At 73.8% G+C, this 18,696-nt stretch carries 18 protein-coding genes; 16 read left to right on the top strand and 2 right to left on the bottom strand.

The window, feature by feature from the left end; all coding sequences use genetic code 11:
- Window positions 1-14: 14 nt before the first annotated feature.
- Window positions 15-221 (top strand): methionine aminopeptidase, encoded by a 207-nt coding sequence (locus ABD899_RS07265; protein WP_345204100.1) that lies wholly within the window; start codon window positions 15-17, stop codon window positions 219-221.
- Window positions 222-269: 48 nt separating this feature from the next.
- Here the strand turns inward: ABD899_RS07265 and ABD899_RS07260 are convergent, their stop codons facing one another.
- Window positions 270-905 carry a class I SAM-dependent methyltransferase gene (locus tag ABD899_RS07260; RefSeq protein ID WP_345204097.1) on the bottom strand — a complete coding sequence of 212 codons (636 nt, stop codon included), beginning with the start codon at window positions 903-905 and terminating at the stop codon, window positions 270-272.
- A gap of 40 nt (window positions 906-945) precedes the next feature.
- Complete coding sequence (gene panB, locus ABD899_RS07255) at window positions 946-1,830, bottom strand: 3-methyl-2-oxobutanoate hydroxymethyltransferase (protein ID WP_345204095.1); 885 nt, start codon at window positions 1,828-1,830, stop codon at window positions 946-948.
- Between the two features lie 176 nt (window positions 1,831-2,006).
- On the opposite strand from panB, the gene ABD899_RS07250 reads away from it, so the two are divergent.
- From ABD899_RS07250 to ABD899_RS07180, 15 genes are all read left to right on the top strand, one after another.
- The gene (locus tag ABD899_RS07250) at window positions 2,007-4,358 is read left to right on the top strand and encodes an immune inhibitor A domain-containing protein (RefSeq protein WP_345204093.1); all 2,352 of its coding nucleotides are present in this window, start codon (window positions 2,007-2,009) and stop codon (window positions 4,356-4,358) included.
- A gap of 136 nt (window positions 4,359-4,494) precedes the next feature.
- On the top strand, window positions 4,495-5,832 hold the full coding sequence (gene glnA, locus ABD899_RS07245) for a type I glutamate--ammonia ligase (protein ID WP_345204090.1): 1,338 nt from the start codon (window positions 4,495-4,497) through the stop codon (window positions 5,830-5,832).
- A gap of 7 nt (window positions 5,833-5,839) precedes the next feature.
- Window positions 5,840-8,836, top strand: coding sequence for a bifunctional [glutamine synthetase] adenylyltransferase/[glutamine synthetase]-adenylyl-L-tyrosine phosphorylase (locus ABD899_RS07240; RefSeq protein WP_345204087.1), 2,997 nt, complete (start codon window positions 5,840-5,842; stop codon window positions 8,834-8,836).
- Between the two features lie 53 nt (window positions 8,837-8,889).
- Complete coding sequence (hisD, locus tag ABD899_RS07235; protein WP_345204085.1) at window positions 8,890-10,263, top strand: histidinol dehydrogenase; 1,374 nt, start codon at window positions 8,890-8,892, stop codon at window positions 10,261-10,263.
- A 2-nt stretch (window positions 10,264-10,265) separates the two neighbouring features.
- Complete coding sequence (locus tag ABD899_RS07230; protein ID WP_345204082.1) at window positions 10,266-11,396, top strand: histidinol-phosphate transaminase; 1,131 nt, start codon at window positions 10,266-10,268, stop codon at window positions 11,394-11,396.
- Complete coding sequence (hisB, locus tag ABD899_RS07225) at window positions 11,393-12,007, top strand: imidazoleglycerol-phosphate dehydratase HisB (protein ID WP_345204080.1); 615 nt, start codon at window positions 11,393-11,395, stop codon at window positions 12,005-12,007. The genes ABD899_RS07230 and hisB overlap by 4 nt, the downstream gene beginning before the upstream one ends.
- Before the next feature lie 3 nt (window positions 12,008-12,010).
- Window positions 12,011-12,670, top strand: a complete 660-nt coding sequence (locus ABD899_RS07220; protein ID WP_345204077.1) for a hypothetical protein — start codon at window positions 12,011-12,013, stop codon at window positions 12,668-12,670.
- Window positions 12,667-13,308, top strand: a complete 642-nt coding sequence (gene hisH / locus ABD899_RS07215) for an imidazole glycerol phosphate synthase subunit HisH (protein WP_345204074.1) — start codon at window positions 12,667-12,669, stop codon at window positions 13,306-13,308. Before ABD899_RS07220 ends, hisH begins: the two co-directional genes overlap by 4 nt.
- A gap of 135 nt (window positions 13,309-13,443) precedes the next feature.
- Entirely contained in the window at window positions 13,444-14,181 is a 738-nt protein-coding gene (gene priA / locus ABD899_RS07210; protein WP_345204072.1) for a bifunctional 1-(5-phosphoribosyl)-5-((5-phosphoribosylamino)methylideneamino)imidazole-4-carboxamide isomerase/phosphoribosylanthranilate isomerase PriA, read from the top strand.
- Between the two features lie 122 nt (window positions 14,182-14,303).
- A complete protein-coding gene (locus ABD899_RS07205; protein ID WP_345204070.1) occupies window positions 14,304-15,002 on the top strand; it encodes an SseB family protein in 699 nt (232 codons plus the stop codon).
- A gap of 342 nt (window positions 15,003-15,344) precedes the next feature.
- The gene (infC, locus tag ABD899_RS07200) at window positions 15,345-16,106 is read left to right on the top strand and encodes a translation initiation factor IF-3 (RefSeq protein ID WP_425474948.1); all 762 of its coding nucleotides are present in this window, start codon (window positions 15,345-15,347) and stop codon (window positions 16,104-16,106) included.
- 50 nt (window positions 16,107-16,156) lie between these two features.
- Window positions 16,157-16,351, top strand: a complete 195-nt coding sequence (rpmI, locus tag ABD899_RS07195) for a 50S ribosomal protein L35 (protein WP_345204067.1) — start codon at window positions 16,157-16,159, stop codon at window positions 16,349-16,351.
- A gap of 48 nt (window positions 16,352-16,399) precedes the next feature.
- Entirely contained in the window at window positions 16,400-16,783 is a 384-nt protein-coding gene (rplT, locus tag ABD899_RS07190; protein WP_345204065.1) for a 50S ribosomal protein L20, read from the top strand.
- A gap of 11 nt (window positions 16,784-16,794) precedes the next feature.
- Window positions 16,795-17,604 carry a TrmH family RNA methyltransferase gene (locus tag ABD899_RS07185; protein WP_345204062.1) on the top strand — a complete coding sequence of 270 codons (810 nt, stop codon included), beginning with the start codon at window positions 16,795-16,797 and terminating at the stop codon, window positions 17,602-17,604.
- 10 nt (window positions 17,605-17,614) lie between these two features.
- Window positions 17,615-18,685, top strand: coding sequence for a sensor histidine kinase (locus ABD899_RS07180; protein ID WP_345204059.1), 1,071 nt, complete (start codon window positions 17,615-17,617; stop codon window positions 18,683-18,685).
- Window positions 18,686-18,696: the final 11 nt, after the last annotated feature.

Raw genomic sequence — 18,696 nt, 5'->3', positions numbered from 1 at the left:
CGAGGAGGACACCGATGCCCTACTGGTTCAACGTCGAGACCGGCCAGGTCGAGACCGACGAGACCCGCAGCCAGGACGCCACCGTCATGGGTCCCTACGACAGCCACGAGGCCGCGGCGAGCGCCCTCCAGCACGCCCGGGAGAACACCGAGCGGTGGGACCGCGAGGACAAGGAGTGGGACGAGGGCAGCAGCTGGGACCCCGAGAGCCAGGAGGACTGAGGTCCAGCGGGTCCCCCGCTCCGCGTGCGCGGCCCGAGGCCAGCGGGATCAGCCGCCGGTGCGGCGGTGCACCGACACGGCATACGTCGCACCCGGCACGAACGGCCCCTTGTCCCACGTCGCGTAGCGCGCGATGAACGACAGCCCGGCGGCCTCGGCGAGCCGGTCGTACATCCGCAGGTCGACGACGGCTGCCTCCGCGGGCAGCGCGCCCGGGGTGAGGCCGAACCCCGCGACCAGGTAGCCACCGGGCGCGAGGTGGGCGGCGAGGCGGTCCAGGACAGCGGGCAGGGTGCCGTCGGCGAGGTACGGCACGACGTTGCCGGCCATGAGGATGCAGTGGAACTCCTGCTCGGTACGCAGGGCGAGCGTCGACAGGTCGGCGACGAAGAAACGGGTGTCCGGGTCCTCGCGGGCGAGCTCGATGAGGTGCTCGTCCGCGTCGACGCCGATCGCGGTGTGCCCCAAGCGGGTCAGCTCGCTGGCGACCCGCCCGAACCCGCAACCGGCGTCGAGCACGCGGGACGGCGGTGGGGTGAGCCGGGTGACGAAGCGGGCCTCGCCGTGGACGTCCTCACCCGAGGCCTCGAGGTCGAGGAAGCGCTTGCGGTAGGCGTGGGCCGCCTCGGGGCCGCTCTGCAGCGCGGACCAGCGCGTCGGCGACGGGGCGTTGGGGGTGTCCATGGGCCACATGTTCGTTCGACGCTCTCCGGCCGGGGCCGTGTCAGGACTCGAAGGAGTGCTCGGGGGCCGGGAACGAGCCGCCGGCGACGTCGACGGCGTAGGCGGTGGCGGCGTCGCGCAGCGCGGTGCGCAGGTCGGCGTACTTCTTGACGAAGCGTGGCGCCCGTCCACCGCGCAGGCCGGCCATGTCCTGCCACACGAGCACCTGGGCGTCGCAGTGCGGGCCGGCCCCGATGCCGATCGTCGGGATGCGCAGCGCCTCGGTGACCCCGGCCGCGACCGGCGCCGGCACCATCTCCATGACGATCGCGAAGCAGCCCGCGGCCTCGAGGGCGAGGGCGTCCTCCATGAGCCGGTCGGCGCCGGCGCCTCGGCCCTGCACCTTGTAGCCGCCGAGCACGTGCTCGCTCTGCGGCGTGAAGCCGATGTGCCCCATGACGGGGATGCCGGCCCGCACGAGCAGCTCGACCTCCGGCACCATGGGTGCGCCGCCCTCGAGCTTGACGGCGTGCGCCAGCCCTTCCTTCATGAACCGGGTGGCCGTCGCGAGGGCCTGCTGGGGGCTGGCCTGGTAGGAGCCGAACGGCAGGTCGGCGACGACCATGGCCCGCTTCGCCGCGCTCGTCACGGCCCGGGTCAGGGGCACGAGGTGGTCGACCGTGACGGGGACGGTCGTCTCGAACCCGTAGACGTTGTTGCCGGCGCTGTCGCCGACGAGGAGCACCGGGATGCCGGCCTCGTCGAAGATCTCGGCCGTGTACATGTCGTATGCCGTGAGCATCGCCCACCTCTCGCCGCGCTCCTTCATCTGCATGAGGTGCGGGATGCGCACCCGCCGCTGGGGCGCGGCCTGGGCGCCGGTGCCGTAGGGCGCCGTGCCCTCGGGGGCGGGGGCCTCGGGGGTGGTCGGCGACGACTCGGTCATGGGCCGATCGTATGCCGTGCGCAGGACGCCCCGTCGCCGCTCGGCGAGCGGCCGGGCGGTGCGGACCGGAAAGCCGCGCAGAATCCCCGCGTGGCGGACCGGGGGTTCGGGCCGCAGTCCGTGGTTTCCTGTCCCGGGCCCCGAACCGGGGCCGGACATCTGCAACTGGAGGACCAGTGAGACCACGCACCATCGCGGCCCTGACCGGCGCCGCAGCGGTGGCGTGCGCCCTTGCCGTCACGGCACCGGCGCAAGCACAGCAGTCCGAGGGGAGCCCGAGCGCGTCGCAGGCCACCCCGCGTCCCGACAACCGCCCGGGACCCAAGACCGCCGAGCAGGCCCAGAAGCGCGCCAAGGCACTCGCCCTGCTGCGCAACGGCAAGGCCGAGCTCGTGCCCCAGAAGGGTGGCGGCTCGACCGTCACGATGACCAACGCCGAGGGGGAGACCGAGTCGGTGTACTTCCCGACGGCGGCGGACGACGCGACGACCACCGACAGCGTCTTCACGATCCTCGCCGAGTTCGGGACCGAGGGGTCGGGGCGGTTCGGCACGACTCCGGGGCCGGTGCACAACGCGATCCCTGAGCCCGACCGCACCGTCGACAACTCCACCTACTGGGTCGAGGACTTCAGCACGGCGCACTACGAGGAGCTGTTCAACGGCGACGGCGAGTCGTTCAAGAACTACTACCTCGCGCAGTCCGGGGGGAAGTACACCGCCCTGAACGCCGTGACCGACTGGGTGACGGTGCCCGGCAACGCCTCGAGCTACGGCGACAACGCCGTCGAGGACGCCGGGGGATCGTGGGCCTTCATCGCGGACGCGGCGGACGCCTGGTACGCGGAAGCGGTCAGCGGCAAGAGCGAGGACGAGGTCAAGGACTTCCTCGCGAAGCAGGACACGTGGGACCGCTACGACTTCGACGAGGACGGCAAGTTCAACGAGCCCGACGGCTACGTCGACCACTTCCAGGCCGTCCACGCCGGCGAGGGCGAGGAGGCCGGCGGCGGCGAGGACGCGATCTGGTCGCACCGCTGGTACGTCAACTCCACCGACTACGGCACCACTGGCCCGACGGTGACGCAGGACGGCAAGACCGTCGACAACCTCTACGGCGGGACCCAGATCGGTGACTCCGGCATCTGGATCGGCGACTACACCGTCGAGCCGGAGAACGGCGGCCTCGGCGTCTTCGCCCACGAGTTCGGCCATGACCTCGACCTGCCCGACTTCTACGACACGGCCGGCGGCGAGAACGGCAGCGCCTTCTGGACGCTCATGTCGTCCGGGTCGTGGCTCGGGCACGGTGCGGCGGCCGGGGACGGCATCGGCACGACGCCCGGTGGCCTCGGCCCCGAGGAGAAGCTGTTCCTCGGCTGGCTCGACCACGTCGAGGTCGAGGCCGGCAAGTCGGGCGAGTTCACGCTCAGCCCCTCCGAGCGGACCGTCGACGGTCAGCACCAGGCCGTCAAGGTCAACCTCCCCAACTCGACGCGCACCGACGTGTACACGACGCCCGCCGCGGGTGACCGCTCGTGGTGGTCAGGTCGTGGCGATGGGCTCAACACGACGCTGACGCGCACCGTCCCCGTCGGCGCCGGTGACTCGGTGCTCGTCACCGCCGACCTCTGGTACGACATCGAGGCCGGGTACGACTACCTCTACGCCGAGTACTCGACGAACGGTGGGGCCAACTGGACCCAGGTCGGCCGCCCGGTCACGGGCTCCGGCACGAGGTGGGCCGGCAAGCGATGGTCCTTCAAGCCGGGCGTGGAGGGCGACGTGCTCTTCCGCTTCCGCTACGCCACCGACGGCGGTGTCAACGAGGCCGGGGCCTTCCTCGACTCCATCGTGACCAAGGTCGGCCGCACGGTGCTCGACACCGAGGGCGCGGAGGGCGGTGACTCGGTGTGGACCGCCGACGGCTGGAAGGTGTCGACCGGCACCGAGGTCACGAACGCCGAGCGCTACTACCTCATCGAGAACCGGCAGTACGTCGGCTTCGACGAGACCCTCGAGTCCGGGCCCTACCAGTTCAGCGAGGCCTACACCCGCCCCGACTGGGTCGAGTTCTTCTCGTACCAGCCGGGCATGCTCGTCTGGCTCGTCGACCAGGGCTACACCGACAACAACGTCAGTGAGCACCCGCGGTCGGGCTACGCCCTGCCCGTCGACGCCCGGCCGGACACCCTGACCTACCCGGACGGCACGAGCCCGAGCAACCGCCGCGAGCCGTTCGACGCCGTCTTCGGGCTCGACGCCCTGCGCGAGGTCTGCCTCCACAAGCAGGTGGCCACGAAGGTCAAGGGGAAGACGGTCACCGACACCGTCGCCGCCTGCAACGACGCCGACGGCGCACGCGACGCGATCCCGTCCTTCGACGACAGCGACCCGCTGGCCTACTGGGACGAGGACGCCCCGCAGAACTCCGTCGAGGTCGCGGGGGTCGGTGTCACCGCAACGGTGACCGGCGCCGGTGACGACGGGTCGATCCGGGTCGCGGTGGACAACTCGGCACAGCGCTGACGAGCTGACGCACCGCACCACCAGGAGGGGTCCCGGCACGCGCCGGGGCCCCTCCGCCGTGCCCGGCGTCTCACCCCACGCCTGCGGGCACGGCGGATGTACCCGCACGACACACCGGTGCGGCAGGATTCGACCCATGGACCGTCAGCAGGAGTTCGTCCTCCGCACCATCGAAGAGCGCGACATCCGGTTCGTCCGGCTCTGGTTCACCGACGTGCTCGGCACCCTGAAGTCCGTGGCCATCGCCCCCGCCGAGCTCGAGGGCGCCTTCGCCGAGGGGATCGGCTTCGACGGCTCGGTCATCGAGGGGTTCGCGCGGGTCTACGAGGCCGACATGCTCGCCAAGCCCGACCCGAGCACCTTCCAGGTGCTGCCCTGGCGGGGGGAGAGCCCGGGCACGGCGCGGATGTTCTGCGACCTCACCCTCCCCGACGGCACGCCGAGCATGGCCGACCCCCGGCACGTGCTCCAGCGGGCGCTCACGAAGGCCTCCGACCAGGGGTTCACCTTCTACACCCACCCCGAGATCGAGTTCTTCCTCCTCAAGCAGGGGTGGGAGCCCGGACGCCGCCCCGAGCCGATCGACCAGTCCGGGTACTTCGACCACGTGGCCCACGGCAACAGCCACGACTTCCGCCGGGCGGCGATCTCGATGCTCGAGACGATGGGGATCTCGGTGGAGTTCAGCCACCACGAGGGCGCCCCGGGGCAGAACGAGATCGACCTGCGCTACGCCGACGCCCTGTCGACGGCCGACAACATCATGACCTTCCGCGCGGTCATCAAGGAGGTCGCCCTCGAGCAGGGCATCGTCGCGTCGTTCATGCCCAAGCCGTTCGCCGAGCACCCCGGGTCGGGGATGCACACCCACCTGTCCCTCTTCGAGGGCGACACCAACGCCTTCCACGAGCCCGGCGCCCCCTACCAGCTCTCGCGGACCGGCCGGCAGTTCATCGCCGGGCTGCTGCGGCACGGGGCCGAGATCACCGCGGTCACCAACCAGTGGGTCAACTCGTACAAGCGGCTGTGGGGCGGGGGAGAGGCACCGGCACACCTCACGTGGGGGCACAACAACCGCTCCGCCCTCGTGCGGGTGCCGATGTACAAGCCGAGCAAGGGCAACAGCACCCGGGTCGAGGTGCGCAGCATCGACTCGGCGTGCAACCCCTACCTCGCCTTCGCGGTGCTCCTGTCCGCGGGGCTCAAGGGCATCGAGGAGGGCTACGAGCTGCCGCCCGAGACCGAGGACGACGTGTGGAGCCTCACCGACGCCGAGCGCCGGGCGATGGGCATCAAGCCGCTCCCGGCGAGCCTCAGCGACGCGATCACGGTCATGGAGGGCAGCGAGCTCGTCGCGGAGACCCTCGGGGAGCACACCTTCGAGTTCTTCCTGCGCAACAAGCGGGCCGAGTGGAACGACTACCGCAACCAGGTGAGCGCCTTCGAGCTCGACCGCTACCTCCTGCGCCTCTGACGAGCCCGTGAACGCTCGCGGTCCCGGCTCGATCCCCGTCGCCATCGCGCGGCTGGGGTTCGACGACCCGGCGCGCGCGTACGTCCTCCTGCAGGAGCCCGCCGTCGCCGACCTCATCCGCTCGCGCGAGCACATCGAGGACCAGGGGCTCGCCGAGGCGCTCGCCTCGGTCCCGGACCCCGACGGCGCCCTTCTCGGGCTCGTCCGGTTCATGGAGTCGGCCGGCCGCGACCCCGGGCTGCTCGGCCCGGTCACCGAGGCGCTCGCCTCGCCCGGGCGTCCCCGGGACCTCCTCCTCGCGGTGCTCGGCAGCTCGGCAGCCCTCGGCGACCACCTGTGCGCCCACCCGCACCACTGGACGGCGGTGACGCGGGCCGAGCCGCTCACCGTCGACGAGCGGGTCCGGCGGCTCGTCGACGCCGTGAGCGGCCTGCCGGACGCCACGGCGGTCGACGTGCTCCGCACCGCCTACCGCGAGCAGCTGCTCGGCATCGCCGCTCTCGACCTCACCTCGCCCGACCCGCTCGCCACCCTGCCCGACACCGCGGCCGCGCTCGCCGACCTCGCGCAGGCCGCGCTCGAGGCGGCCCTGGCCATCGCCCGGTCCGAGGTCGGCCCGGATGCCGGGCGCACCCGGCTCGCGGTCGTCGCGATGGGCAAGACGGGGGGACGCGAGCTCAACTACATCTCCGACGTCGACGTCATCTTCGTCGCGGAGCCCGCGGACGGGGTCGACGAGGCCGAGTCGACCGCCGTCGCGACCGACCTCGCGACCCGCCTCATGCGGATCTGCTCCGCGTCGACGGCCACCGGTGCGCTCTGGCAGGTCGACCCCGCCCTGCGCCCGGAGGGCAAGAACGGCCCCCTCGTGCGCACCGTCGCGAGCCACCTGTCCTACTACGAGCGGTGGGCCAAGACGTGGGAGTTCCAGGCGCTGCTCAAGGCGCGCCCCGTCGCCGGGGACACCGAGGTCGGTCGCGCCTACTGCGAGGCGGTGCAGCCGATGGTCTGGCAGGCGTCGACCCGCGAGAACTTCGTCGACGACGTCCAGGCGATGCGCCGTCGGGTCGAGCAGCACATCCCCTCCGCCGAGGCCGGCCGCCAGCTCAAGCTCGGGGCCGGGGGGTTGCGCGACGTCGAGTTCTCGGTGCAGCTGCTCCAGCTCGTGCACGGGCGCGCCGACGAGACGCTGCGCACCGGCACGACGCTCGACGGCCTCGCGGCCCTGTCCGCCGGCGGCTACGTCGGGCGCGAGGACGCCGCGACGCTCGCGACGGCATACCGGCTGCTCCGTACCCTCGAGCACCGTATCCAGCTCTTCCGGCTGCGCCGAACCCACCTCATGCCGACGGCCGACCGCGACCTGCGCCGGCTCGGGCGCGCCCTCGGGCACCGCTCCTCGCCGGCCGAGGCCGTCGTCACCCAGTGGCGGGCGCAGCAGCGCGACGTGCGCCGCCTCCACGAGCGGATCTTCTACCACCCCCTGCTGTCGGCCGTGGCGAGGCTGTCCGACTCCGACGTGCGACTCACCCCCGAGGCCGCGCGGGAACGCCTGTCCGCGTTGGGGTTCCGCGACCCCAGAGGCGCGCTGCGCCACCTGGAGGCGCTCACCGAGGGCATCAGCCGGCGAGCCGCGATCCAGCGCCAGCTCCTGCCCGTCATGCTCGGCTGGTTCGCCGACGAGGCCGACCCGGATGCCGGCCTGCTCGCCTTCCGCCGGATCAGCGACGAGCTCGGCTCGACGCACTGGTACCTCCGGCTGCTGCGTGACGAGGGGTCGGCCGCCGAGCGGCTCGCGCACACCCTCGCCCGCAGCCGGTTCGCGGCGGACCTGCTCGAGCAGGCGCCCGAGTGCGTCCAGTTCCTCGGCGACGCCTCCGGGCTCCAGCCGCGCGAGCGCGAGGACGTGCTGCGCCGGATGCGGTCGGCGGCCGGGCGCAAGGATGACGCCGAGTCGGCGGTGCTGGCCGCCCGCACGATCCGCCGGTCCGAGCTGTTCCGGGTCGCGGTCGCGGACCTCACCGGTGCGCTCACCCTCGACGCCCTCGGCGCCGCGATGACCGACCTCACCGCCGCGCTCCTCGAGGTGACCCTCGAGGTGTGCCTGCGCGACCTCGAGCAGCGCACCGGCGGGCCGGCGCTCACCCGGGTGCTCGTCGTCGGGATGGGGCGCCTCGGTGGGGGGGAGCAGGGCTACGGCTCCGACGCCGACGTGCTGTTCGTCCACGAGCCGCTCGAGGGCGCCGACGAGGGGGAGGCCCAGGCGCAGGCGCTCGAGGTCGTCAAGGAGCTCATCCGGCTGTTGGGGCTGCGCGGCCCCGACCCCAACCTCGACGTCGACGCCACCCTGCGACCCGAGGGCAAGAGCGGACCCCTCGTACGCTCCCTCGGGTCGTACCGCGAGTACTACTCCCGCTGGTCGCTCGTCTGGGAGGCGCAGGCGCTGCTGCGTGCGACGCCCGTGGCGGGCGACGCCGGCCTCGCCGATCGGTTCCTCGAGCTCGTCGCGCCGCTGCGATGGCCCGCCGGCGGGCTCGATGCCGGCCAGGTGCGCGAGATCCGCACGCTCAAGGCCCGGATGGAGGCCGAGCGCCTGCCCCGCGGCGCCGACCGCAAGACGCACTTCAAGCTCGGCCACGGGGGGCTGTCCGACGTCGAGTGGGTCGTGCAGCTCGTCCAGCTGCGGCACGCCCACGCGCACCCCGAGCTGCGCACGCCCTCGACGATGGAGGCGCTCGCGGCGGCCGAGCGGCTCGGCCTCGTCGACGCCGGCCACGCGGCCGACCTCGCCGCGGCCTGGCGCCTCGCGTCGTCGATGCGCAACGCCGGGGTGCTCTTCCGGGCCAAGGCCCTGGACTCCGTGCCGACCGACCCCCGCGACGCCGACGGCATCGCCCGGATCCTCGGCCTGCCCGGCGGCTCGGGCCAGGAGCTCGCCGAGCGCTACCGCCGGGTGGCCCGCCGGGCCCGCGCCGCCCACGAGGTCGAGTTCTACGACGCCTGACCCGCCGGTGGACGCCGTTCGGTGCGGCGGGCGTCGAAACCTAGACTTGGCGCATGTCCACCGGCACCACCGGCAGCCCCTCCGCGCCCACGACCCGCGTCATCGGGCGGCTCGACCTGCGGGGCCGGCACCTCACGCTCCGCGAGCTCAAGGCCGCCCTGCCGCGCGCCGAGTTCGACGTCGAGGCCGCGCTGGATGCCGTGCGCCCGATCGTCGACGACGTGCGCGCCCGGGGCGCCGCGGCCCTCTACGACGCCGCCGAGCGGTTCGACGGCATCCGCCCGCCGAGCCTGCGGGTCCCGGCCACCGTCGTCACCGGGGCCCTCGACGCCCTCGACCCCGCCGTGCGGGCCGCCCTCGAGGAGTCGATCCGCCGGGCCCGGCTCGTGCACGCCGACCAGCGCCGCACCGACACGACGACCCACGTCACGTCCCGCGGAACGGTCACCGAGCGGTGGGTCCCGGTCGACCGGGTGGGCCTCTACGTGCCCGGCGGCCTCGCGGTCTACCCGAGCAGCGTCGTCATGAACGTCGTCCCGGCGCAGCTCGCCGGCGTCCCGAGCCTGGCCGTCGCCAGCCCGCCGCAGGCCGACCACGGCGGCTGGCCGCACCCGACGATCCTCGCCGCGTGCGCGCTCCTCGGCGTCGACGAGGTGTGGGCCATGGGCGGCGCCCAGGCCGTCGCCGCCTTCGCCCACGGGATCGACGACGGTGCCGACGTCTGCGACCCGGTGAGCCTGGTCACCGGTCCCGGCAACGTCTACGTCGCCGCCGCCAAGCGCCTCCTCAAGGGGCTCATCGGTATCGACGCCGAGGCCGGCCCCACCGAGATCGCCGTCCTCGCCGACGACAGCGCGGATGCCGAGCACGTCGCCTCCGACCTCGTCTCGCAGGCCGAGCACGACCCCCTGGCCGCCGCCGTGCTCGTCACCGACTCCACCGAGCTCGCGGATGCCGTCGAGGCGGCCCTCGTGCGCCGGGTCGCCGCGACGAAGCACGCCGAGCGGGTGGGCACCGCCCTCGCCGGCACCCAGTCGGCGATCGTCCTCGTCGACGACCTCGATGCCGGCCTCGACCTCGTCAACGCGTACGCCGCCGAGCACCTCGAGATCCTGACCCGGGATGCCGCGGCCGTCGCCTCCCGGGTCCGCAATGCCGGCGCGGTCTTCGTCGGCACCTGGTCTCCGGTGAGCCTCGGCGACTACGCCGCCGGGTCCAACCACGTCCTGCCCACCGGCGGGTGCGCGTGCCACAGCAGCGGGCTGTCGGTGCAGAGCTTCCTGCGCGGCATCCACGTCGTCACCTACTCCCGGGAGGCGCTGCACGAGGTCGGCGGGCACGTCGTCACCCTCGCCCGCGCCGAGGACCTCCCGGCCCACGGTGAGGCCGTGCTGGCCCGGCACCCCGACCTCGACCCGCTCGGCTGAGGATGGACGCCCGCTCGGCCGTCGAGTCCATGCTGCGCCCGGACCTGCGCGGACGCACCGCCTACGGCGCGCCGCAGCTCGACGTGCCCGTGGCCCTGAACACGAACGAGAACTCGTACGCGGTGCCCGACGTCGTCGTGTCCGCGATGACCGAGGCGGTGGCCGCCGCCGCCGCCGGGCTCAACCGCTACCCCGACCGGGAGTTCACCGCGCTGCGCGAGGCCCTTGCCGGCTACCTGTCGCGGGGCGCCACGATGGTCACGCCGGACGAGGTGTGGGCCGGCAACGGCTCGAACGAGGTGCTCCTCCACCTCCTCCAGGCGTTCGGGGGGCCGGGACGCACCGCCCTCGGCTTCACCCCCGCGTACTCGATGCACCCGATCATCACGACGACGACGGGCACGACGTGGGTCGACGGGATGCGCGGGGTGCCGGGCGCGGGAGCGTTCGACCTCGACCCGGCATCCGCCGTCGCGCAGGTGCGCGACCACCGGCCCGACGTCGTCTTCCTCTGCTCGCCGAACAACCCGACGGGCACGGCGCTCGACCTCGCGGTCGTCGAGGCCGTGCACGACGCCGCCCCGACCGCGCTCGTCGTCGTCGACGAGGCCTATGCGGAGTTCGCCCGGCCGGGCACGCCGAGCGCGCTGACGCTGCTGGCGGGCCGCCCACGGCTCGTCGTGACCCGCACGATGAGCAAGGCGTTCGCGCTCGCCGGCGGTCGGGTGGGCTACCTCGCCGCCGACCCGGCTCTCGTCGACGCCCTCCGACTCGTCCGGATGCCGTACCACCTCTCCACCCAGACCCAGGCGGTCGCCCTCGCGGCCCTGCGACACGCCGACCTCATGCTCGAGACCGTCGGGGCCATCAAGGAGCAGCGCGACCGGCTCGTCGAGGGGCTCGCGGCGATCGGCCTCGACCCCGTGCCGAGCGACGCCAACTTCGTGCTCTTCGGTGGCCTCGCCGACGCGCACGGGACGTGGTCGGCGCTGCTCGAGCGGGGCGTCCTCGTCCGCGACGTCGGCATCCCCCACTATCTTCGTGTCACGGCCGGCACCCCGCAGGAGACCACCCGGTTCCTCGACGCCATCACCGACCTCGTCCCCACGCACCGCACAGGAGCAGCACCGTGAACAGCGCCGCAGCCCCCCGCACCGCCACGGTGCGCCGGGGCACCTCCGAGAGCACCGTCGAGGTGAGCGTCGACCTCGACGGCAGCGGCCGCGGCGAGGTCAGCACGGGCGTGCCCTTCTACGACCACATGCTGCTCTCGCTCGCGAAGCACTCCCTCATCGACCTCACGGTCCGGGCCGAGGGCGACACCCACGTCGACGCACACCACACCGTCGAGGACGTCGCCATCGTGCTCGGCCAGGCCGTCCGCGAGGCCCTCGGCGACAAGAGCGGCATCGCCCGCTTCGGCGACGCGACGGTCCCGCTCGACGAGGCCCTCGTCCAGGCCGTCGTCGACGTCGCCGGTCGCCCGTACTGCGTCCACGAGGGGGAGCCCGAGGGCCAGCAGTACGTCGTCATCGGCGGACACTACGTCGGGTCGCTGACCCGGCACGTCCTCGAGTCCTTCGCCTTCCACGCCCAGCTCGCGCTCCACGTGCGGGTGCTCGCGGGCCGCGACCCGCACCACGTCGTCGAGGCGCAGTTCAAGGCGCTCGCCCGTGCCCTGCGCGCGGCCGTCGCCAGGGACCCCCGCGTCGAGGGGATCCCGAGCGCCAAGGGTGCGCTCTAGCCCGTGGCCGAGCAGCTGCGGTCGGGAGCCGGTCACGGGCTCGTCCTCGTGCGCCGGCCGCCGGGCGCGCTGACGCGGTGGCTGCGGCGGGGGCTCGTCCCGGTGACGGTCGCCCCGCTCGGGACGTGGACCGGCATCACGCTCGCCGAGGAGCGGGCCCGCAGTGCGGCACCCCACGACGTCGGGCTCGAGGTCCTCGCCGCCCGCCCCGCACCGCGGCGCGCCCGACCGGCGATCGGGCTCTTCGACATCCACGGCCGCGCGGCGCTCACGGTGCAGCCGCACGGCATCCGGTCGCACGTGCACTGGCTCGTGTGGGAGCCCCGGCGGGGCGTCGTGCCCACGCCGCAGCTCACCCCGCTGCGCCTGCCCATGCTCCTCGCCGCCGCCGGGGCGTCGGGGCGGGTGCGCGAGGAGGCGCTCGCCGACGTCCTGCGCAGCGGCACGGGCACGCCCGTCGACCTCCTCGTCACGGTGCTCGGGCTGCTCGGCCTGCCCGGGCGCGACCTGCTCGTGCGGGGTGACTGCGAGGGGGCGAGCGACGTCGAGCCGTCGACGCGTGCGGTCGTGGCCTTCGACCGGCTCGTGGCCGAGGAGGCCGCCCACCGCGCCGAGACCTCCGGCGGGCCGCGGCCCGGGCCCGACGGGGGAGGCCGACGATGAGCCCGGGCGTCGTCGTCCTCGACTACGGCAGCGGCAACATCCGCAGCGCCGTGCGGGCCCTCGAGCACGTCGGGGCCGACGTCACCCTGACCGGCGACCGCGAGGCCGCGCTCGCCGCCGACGGGCTCTTCGTCCCCGGCGTCGGCAACTTCCACGCCTGCATGGCCGGCCTCGCCACGGCCGACGGGCCGCGGATCATCGACCAGCGCCTCGCGGGCGGGCGGCCCGTGCTCGGCGTGTGCGTCGGGATGCAGGTGATGTTCGAGGGCTCCACCGAGCCGAGCGAGGCGCCGGTCGAGGGCGTGGGGGAGTGGCCGGGCACCGTCTCGCGACTGCTCGCCCCGGTCGTGCCGCACATGGGCTGGTCGACGGTCGAGGCCCCCGAGCGCACCGTGCTCTTCGCCGGCGTCGAGCACGAGCGGTTCTACTTCGTCCACTCGTACGCCGCCCACACGTGGGACCTCCTCCCGCCCGACGGCCCCTTCGCCGCCGTCGAGCCACGGGTGACGTGGGCGACCCACGGCGAGCGCTTCGTCGCTGCCGTCGAGAACGGACCGCTGGCGGCCACCCAGTTCCACCCCGAGAAGAGCGGCGACGCGGGCCTGGCACTCCTGCGCAACTGGGTCCGGTCCCTCTGACCCCGGGGGGGCCGGGGCGTGGGCTCGCCGGCGAGGCAGGCAGACTGGTGCCCGACCAGAACCGGCGTGGGTGCCCAGACGGTCGCCAGGGCAGCCGCCTGAGCACCCGACGCGACGACGACCGTGGAGCACACCGTGACCGAGCAGCCCCGCCTGGAGCTCCTGCCCGCCGTCGACGTCGCCGGGGGCCGTGCCGTCCAGCTCGTCCAGGGTGTCGCCGGCACCGGCGGTGAGTTCGGGGACCCCCTCGACGCGGCGCTCGCGTGGCAGGAGCAGGGCGCGGAGTGGCTCCACCTCGTCGACCTCGACGCCGCCTTCGGGCGCGGTTCCAACGCCGAGCTCCTCGCGTCCATCGTCCGCACGCTCGACATCAAGGTCGAGATGAGCGGCGGCATCCGCGACGGCGACACCCTCGAGCGGGCGCTGGCCACCGGGTGCCGCCGGGTCAACCTCGGCACCGCCGCCCTCGAGGACCCCGCGTGGACGGCGCGCGCGATCGCCGAGCACGGCGACCGGGTCGCCGTCGGGCTCGACGTCCGCGGGACGACCCTCGCCGCGCGGGGCTGGACCCGCGAGGGCGGGGACCTGTGGGAGACCCTGACCCGCCTCGACGCCGAGGGGTGTGCGCGCTACGTCGTCACCGACGTCGCCAAGGACGGCATGCTCCAGGGCCCGAACCTCGCCCTCCTGCGCGACGTGTGCGCCCGCACCGACCGCCCGGTCGTCGCCTCGGGCGGGGTCTCGACGCTCGACGACGTCGTCGCGATCCGCGGGCTCGTGGGCGCCGGCGTCGAGGGGGCGATCATCGGCTCGGCCCTCTACCGCGGTGCGTTCACGCTGCCCGAGGCGCTCGACGTGGCGGGCCGGCCGTGACCGCCCCAGGTTTCTCGGGTGACCCGAGCAACCGGAACCGCACCGGGGAAGGGTGGCCCGGTGAGGAGGGGGTTTCCCCCGCAGGGTCGCCCGAGGGACGCGGCCCGACAGACTCCGCCGAGGTGCCGTGGGCCGGGCGCGACCTGTCCCCGAGCGGCTTCGAGAGCGACACCGGGGCGGCCGACCCGGTTCTCCTCACCGCACTGGCCACCCCCGGCGACGACACCGGCCTCATGGCGGCCGTCGAGGCCTCCCGCTTCGTCGTGCCCGTCGTGGCCGAGCCGACCGAGACCGACCCGAGCGGTGACCACGTCGTCGACAAGCAGGTCGACCTCGCGGCGGTGACGCTCGTCGCCCCGGACGGCCAGCGCGCCCTGCCCGTCTTCTCGGGCACCGACGCCCTCGCCGCCTGGGACCCCGCCGCCCGCCCGGTGCCGGTGACCCCCGCACGCGCCGGCCAGGCCGCGGTCTCCGAGGGGTGCGACGTCATCGTCGTCGACGTCGCGGGCCCCGCCACCCGCGTCCTGCGGCCGTCGATGGTCTGGGCGCTGGCCCAGCAGCGCCCCTGGCAGCCGCCGCACACCGACCCGTTCGTCGAGCGCAGCGTCGCGGCCGCCCTCCGGGAGGAGGAGGACGTCACGGCATCCGCGGTCGAGGAGGGCACCCCTCGCGGCGAGGGGGTGCTCGGCGTCGTGCTGGAGCTGCGTCCCGGCCTCGCACCCGAACAGGTGCGGGCGGTCGCCACCCGCGTCGGGGAGCGGCTCGCGGCCGACGGTGAGCTGCGTGCGCGCATCGACGGCCTGGCGTTCCGGATCCGCTGACCGCGGGAGGCCCTGCTGCCGGATTTCGGCGGATGCCGTCACGCTGGTAGCCTTGCTCGCTGACCGACCGCCCTCACGGGCGGTGTGCAAGAGAAGCCCGGCTTCCACCCGCGTCGACCACCAGGTCGCCGGGTCCCGAACAGGTCCGCGACGTCATGTCGTGCCCCGCCCGCGAGGCGACGGCGACGGCATCCCACGTGGCGGTCCGGTCCGGACGGAACACCCAGGCTCCTCGTGCACCCGGCACGGGGAGCCTTTCTCGTGCCAGCGCGTCACGCGACGTGATCGAAGGAGAAGCACATCAGCGAGCCACGCATCAACGACCGCATCCGGGTTCCCGAGGTGCGGTTGGTCGGCCCGAACGGCGAGCAGGTCGGCATCGTCCGCGTCGAGGACGCCCTGCGCCTCGCCGCCGAGGCCGACCTCGACCTCGTCGAGGTGGCACCGATGGCGAAGCCGCCGGTCGCCAAGCTCATGGACTTCGGCAAGTTCAAGTACGAAGCCGCCATGAAGGCACGCGAAGCACGCAAGAACCAGGTCAACACGGTCATCAAGGAGATCAAGCTCCGCCCCAAGATCGACCCGCACGACTACGGCACGAAGAAGGGCCACGTCGAGCGCTTCCTCAAGGGCGGCGACAAGGTCAAGGTGACGATCATGTTCCGGGGCCGCGAGCAGTCGCGCCCCGAGCTCGGATTCCGCCTGCTCCAGCGCCTCGCCGAGGACATCGTCGAGCTCGGCACCGTCGAGTCGGCACCGAAGCAGGACGGCCGCAACATGGTCATGGTCATCGCCCCGACGAAGAAGAAGGCCCAGGCCATGGCCGAGCAGCGGCGCCGCCGCGACGATTCCGCAGCAGCCGCCCACCACGAGGTGGCGGCCGGCGCCGAGGATGAGGCGGTCCCGACCGTCGAGACGGCCCCGACGGTTCCGACCGCCGAGACGGCTCCGACCGTCGAGACGGCCCCGACCGCCGAGACGGCTCCGACCGTCGAGACGGCTCCGACCGTCGAGGCGGCCCCGGCCGCCGACGTCGCGCCGTCCCCCACCCCGACCCCGTCCCCGAGGCCGGCGCCGACGCCTCGGCCCAGCGCCGGCGCCTGAGCGGCGACGCCCCCGAACACCAGCACCACCGACACAAGGAGACCGGCACCATGCCGAAGAACAAGACGCACAGCGGCGCCAAGAAGCGGTTCCGCGTCACCGGGTCCGGCAAGGTCATGCGCCAGCAGGCCGGCCACGTCCACAAGTTCCACGAGAAGACCCCGCAGAAGGCCCGCGCCCTCAGCAAGGACATCCTCGTCTCGAAGGGCGACCTCGCGAAGGTCAAGAAGCTCCTCGGCCGCTGACGCCGCCGACCCCCACCAGTTTTCGCACCAGAAGCAAGGAGTACTCACGTGGCACGCGTGAAGCGGGCGGTCAACGCCCAGAAGAAGCGCCGGGTCGTCCTCGAGCGCGCCAGCGGCTACCGCGGGCAGCGCTCGCGGCTGTACCGCAAGGCCAAGGAGCAGGTCCAGCACAGCCTCGGCTACGCCTACCGTGACCGGCGCGCCCGCAAGGGCGACTTCCGCCGGCTGTGGATCCAGCGGATCAACGCCGCGGCCCGCGCCAACGGCATGACCTACAACCGGTTCATCCAGGGCCTGAAGGCCGCGGAGATCGAGGTCGACCGCCGGATGCTCGCCGAGCTCGCGGTCAACGACGAGGCCGCCTTCACCGCGCTCGTCGAGATCTCGAAGGCCAACCAGCCGGCCCGCGAGCCCGCCAAGGCCTCCGCCTGAGGCTCCCTCCCATGCTGACCAACCCCCGGGCCGACCGGGTCCGGTCGGTGCGGGCGCTGTCGAAGCGGTCGGTGCGCGAGCGCACCGGCCGCTTCGCCGTCGAGGGCCCCCAGGGGGTGCGCGAGGCGGTGCGGTACGCCGCGCCGCGGGTCCGGGACGTCTACCTCACCTCCGAGGCGATCGAGCGCCACGCCGACGACATCGTCGGCCCCGCGCGCGCCGCGCAGCTGTGGGTCCACGAGGTGACCCCCGACGTGCTCGCGGCGATGGCCGAGGCCGACGCCCCCCAGGGAGTGCTCGCCGTCGTCGACACCGCCGGCGACAGCCTCGACGACGTGCTGGCCGCCCGTCCGCGACTCCTCGTCCTGCTCACCCATGTCCGCGACCCCGGCAACGCGGGCACCGTCATCCGGGGCGCCGATGCGGCCGGTGCCGACGCGGTGCTCGTCAGCGAGGCCTCGGTCGACGTCCTCGGGTCCAAGGTGGTGCGGTCGACCGCGGGGTCGCTCTTCCACCTGCCGGTCGTCACGGGGCTAGACGTCGCGTCGACCCTGTCGACGCTGCGCGCGCACGGCATCCGCACCCTCGCCGCGGACGGCGCGGGCGCGACCCTCCTGCCCGATGCCGACCTCGACGGGCCGCACTGCTGGGTCATGGGCAACGAGGCGTGGGGGCTCGGCGAGCCGGTGCGGGCCGCCTGCGACGACGTCGTGCGGGTCCCGATCCACGGCCGGGCCGAGTCGCTCAACCTCGCGATGGCCGCGACCCTGTGTCTCTATGCCTCGGCAGGGCGACGCCCGTCCGGCGACCCCGACGGGTAGCCTGCGCGCCATGTCGACGCCGTTCAGGGTTCCCGACGACCTCGTCGCCCATGGCCTGGAGTTCATCCCCGACGGCCTCGTCGCGGCCGTCGGCCCCGAGCGCACCGTGCGCTTCATGAACTCGCCCGCCGAGCGCATCACCGGCCTGCGGGCGGGCGACGTCGTCGGTCAGGACATCCGCGAGGCCCTGCCCCTCCAGGATCTCGCCGGTGCGTACTGGTGGGAGCTCACCGACCCGTGGCACGGACTCACCACCCGCACGGGGCACCGCGAACGGCTCCTCGTGCTGCCGTCGGGGCGCGAGCTGCTCGTCACGGCGAAGTACCTGCGCGACGAGACCGGCTCGCCGGTGCGCGCCGTCGTGCTCGGGCTGCGGGATGCCGAGGCGCGCCGCCGAGCGGAGGCCGAGGGTGCTGCGCTGCTCACGACGGTCGCCCACGAGCTGCGCTCACCCCTCACCGGGGTCAAGGGCTTCTCGTCGACGCTGCTGCGCAACTGGGACCGCTTCACCGACGACCAGAAGCGGCTCATGCTCGAGACGATCGAGGCCGACGCGGACCGGGTGACCCGGCTCATCACCGAGCTGCTCGACGCCTCGCGGATCGACGTCGGCCGGCTCACCGTGCACGCCCAGCCGCTCGACGCCCGCTCCCGTCTCCAGGCCCAGGTGGAGCGGCGCGTCGCCTCGGGCGCCGACCGCCTCCACTTCGTCGTCGACGTGCCCGACGACCTCGGCCCGCTGTGGGCGGACCCCGACCGGCTCGAGCAGGTCGTCGCGAACCTCGTGGACAACGCGGTGCGCCACGGTCGCGGCACGGTGCGCCTGTCGGCGCAGCCCGCCCGCCTCGGCGACCGCCCCGCCGTCGACCTCCTCGTGGCCGACGACGGCCACGGGATCGCCCCTCAGCACCGCGAGCTCGTGTTCTCGCGGTTCTGGCAGGGCGGGGCCAAGCACGGCACGGGGCTCGGCCTGTACGTCGTGCGGGGCCTCGTCGAGGCGCACGGCGGGGTCGTCGTCGTCGAGGACGCGCCCGGAGGCGGCGCCCTCCTGCGGGCGACCTTCCCCGACCGGGAGACCTGAGGCCGGGACAG

The sequence above is a fragment of the Fodinibacter luteus genome, from assembly GCF_039541575.1.
GTDB classification, from domain to species: Bacteria; Actinomycetota; Actinomycetes; order Actinomycetales; family Dermatophilaceae; genus Fodinibacter; species Fodinibacter luteus.
Note: the sequence above shows the minus strand (reverse complement) of the source record. Positions and strands in the feature narration are given on the sequence as shown.